Source organism: Stenotrophomonas sp. 05L44_2, assembly GCF_056665995.1.
On sequence record NZ_JBFTNR010000555.1, the window covers coordinates 1 to 2,807 of the forward strand.

At 70.5% G+C, this 2,807-nt stretch carries 2 protein-coding genes; both read right to left on the reverse strand.

The genetic code is table 11. The features are described 5' to 3' along the window. A partial coding sequence (locus AC1VAN_RS17295; RefSeq protein ID WP_480986292.1) for a hypothetical protein occupies window positions 1–1,661 on the reverse strand: 1,661 nt, incomplete at its 3' end. Further along, entirely contained in the window at window positions 1,658–2,779 is a 1,122-nt protein-coding gene (locus AC1VAN_RS17300) for a BatA domain-containing protein (RefSeq protein ID WP_032978383.1), read from the reverse strand. The genes AC1VAN_RS17300 and AC1VAN_RS17295, both read right to left, overlap by 4 nt. Between the last annotated feature and the right edge of the window lie 28 nt (window positions 2,780–2,807).

Here is a 2,807-nt window from a genome sequence, read left to right on the forward strand (position 1 = left end):
GACCACATCTGGTCCAGCGCGGCCTTCAAGGTGGCGCGTGTCTGCGGGTCAAGCAGCGTCGCCGCCTCGGCGTGGTCGTGGGTATGCCCGTACTCGGACAGCACGTCGGTGGCGCTGCCGAACACCGGTGGCGTGTCATTGCCGCTGGCTGCGCCACCGTGGTCGTGGCCGTGCTCGTCGTGTGCGCCGGCCTCGGCGCCGTGACCGTGCTCATGATCGTCATCGTGTGCGTCTGCCGCTGGCGTATCGCTGGTGGGCAGGTCGCTGGTCGGCGGTGGTTTCGGTGCGCCCTCGCTTTCTTCGCCCAGGAACTGGCCGTAGCGCAGGCGCAGGATGCGCTGGTCGACGCCGATCGCATCGCTGCGCTTGATGAAGGTATCGGCGGCTACGCTCCGGCGTTCGCGGATCAACGCCTCGGCGTCGATGATGATCTGCCGCTGGCTGCGGAAGTACGCGGGCAGGGTCTTCTTGATGCGGCCTTCCAGTTCGGCACCGAGCACGGCCTCGGCGCTTGGCAGGCGCAGGATCACGCTGCTGCTGCGGCCGATTTGTGCCGCCGGCGCGTGGTTGTCGCGCACTTCCAGCTGGGCGATCACATCGTTGCCGGGCTGTGCGCCCAGCGCGGCCAGATCAAGGGTATGGGCAAAGCGCCGTGCCTTCGCCTCGCCGCTGCCGCTGAGCGTCACGCTGCGGCGTACGAAGGTGATGTTCTCGCCGCTGCCCTGGGTGATGGTGATCGACAGCGTCGCTTGTGGGGAGACGCTATGATCGTCGCTGGCCTCGAAGCGCAGCGTCCACTGCCGTTGCCCGGGGGTGCCCAGCACCAGGCTGGTGGCAGGCTCGATCACGCGCACCGTCGGCGCACGGTCGGCGACCACGTCGAGCCGATGCAGGCGGGTTTCGGCCAGCGCCGGTTCGCTGACCACGCGATACAGCACCGGGGTACGCGCTACGTCCTGCGCCTGCCATTCACCATTGCGCTCGCGCAACGGCAGGCGTCGACCGTCGTGGAACTGTAGCCAGGCGTTGCTGGGTGCACGGTCGAAGCGCAGTGACCAGGACAGGCGACTGTCGGCGGCGACCTTGGCGTCGAGTGCGTTCTGCGTACGCGTGGGTTGGCCGGTGTAGGCCGGTGCGTCGATGCGCAGTCGAGTGGACTGCAGGCGCAATGGACCGGCCTTGGTGCTGCTTTGCGGCGAGGCAGGCGCCGTGGGGCGCGGTGCGCCGCTGTGCGGCCAGCCCAGTGCCAGCACGGCGACGGCGATGCCGCCGATCCAGCACAGCGCCACTGCCCTGCGTGGCCAGCGTGGTCGCAGCTCGGGGAGGTTGTGTTCAAGTGCAGCCAGCACGTGGGTGCGCTGGCGCTGTTGCAATGGGTTGAGCGCAGCGCCATCGGCAAACAGCAGATCGGCGCTGTCTTCGCTGGCGCCACTGGCATCGAGCCTGCGCTGCAACCAGCGTCGGTCCAGCTGCCGGGCGCGCATCGTCGCGGCGGCCGCAATGATCAGCAGGGCCACGGTCGCCACGACGCAGGCGATATCGAAACCGGACACGCGCAGCGCGAGTGCCGCTGACGCCAGCGCCCACGGCAGGCCCAGCAGCAGGGTGATCGCCGCGCGGCGTCGACGTGCGCGCTGCCATGCCTGTTGCAGCGTCTTCATGGTGCGGCCCTGCGTCGCGCGCTGCTCGCCATCCAGCGCTCAAGCGCGAACAGCAGCACGATCACCAGCAGCAGCCAGGCGGTGGGTTCGCGCAGGGGCGGCGTTGCGGCGGGCAGGGGCGCCTGGCGTGGTGTCTGGTCCTGCGCATCACCCAACTGCGGCGTTGATGGCGGTTGCAGGGCCTGCAGCAGGTCGCGCGGCAGGCCGTCATCGCGCAGTGCACTGTTGCGGGCCACGTTCCATTCGCCGGGCAGATGCAGCAGGCGGCCTTGGCCGATGCGCTGCTGCCACAGCAGCGGTGCATTGTCTGCATCGCGCAGCAGTACGGGTGCACCCGCTGGCGGTTTCGCAGCGGTCAGCACCGTGCCGCCCTGCTGCAGCCAGCGCTGCCAGGTGCCAGGCAGCGCATCGGTGGCGGTCCATACGCCGATCTCGCCGCGGGCAGGCAACGCGTCGTCGGCCAAGGGGGCCGCCAATGGTTGCGTGCTCCACGCGCGCTGCAACGCGCCCAGCCATTGCAGCGCAGCGGCCGGTGCATCGCTGCGCGTACGCAGGCGTGGTGCCTGGGAAGTGTGTGGCGGCGCGGTGACGGCCAGCGCGTGTGGCTGCCACTGCACCTCGCGCGACAGCTGCAGGCGGGCACCATCAAGGCCGGGCAAGGGATCGGGTACGTGTACGGTCAGCGCGGTGCCGGCCGGCAACTGCGCGTCCAGCTCGCGCAGCAGGCTGGGCAGGGCAGCAGCGTTGGCCGGCGCTGGCTGGTCGACGGTGGGGAAGCCCGGCGCCAGCCAATGCCAGTTGCGCGCATCGGTGCTGCCGCGCAGCGCGGTCGCGTCCAGGCCCGGTGCCACCACCGTCCACGCTGCTGGCACGGGCGCAGGACCGGTCAGCGCCGGGCGCGCCAGCAGCAGGGCCAGTGCGGCCAGCAACAGCAAGCGCACCAGCAACAGCGGCCAATCATCGAAGCGGATGCGCTGCCGCGGTCGCACCTGGGCGCGCAGCCAGCGCAGCGCAGCGAAATCCAGTGGCGTGTAGGGATGACGGCGGGCGAGGTGGATCAGCAGTGGCAGCAACCATGCGGCCAGCGCCGCCAGGCCCAGCGGAAACAGCAGGCTCATGCGCCGCCCCTGCGGCCGAACAGCGCCT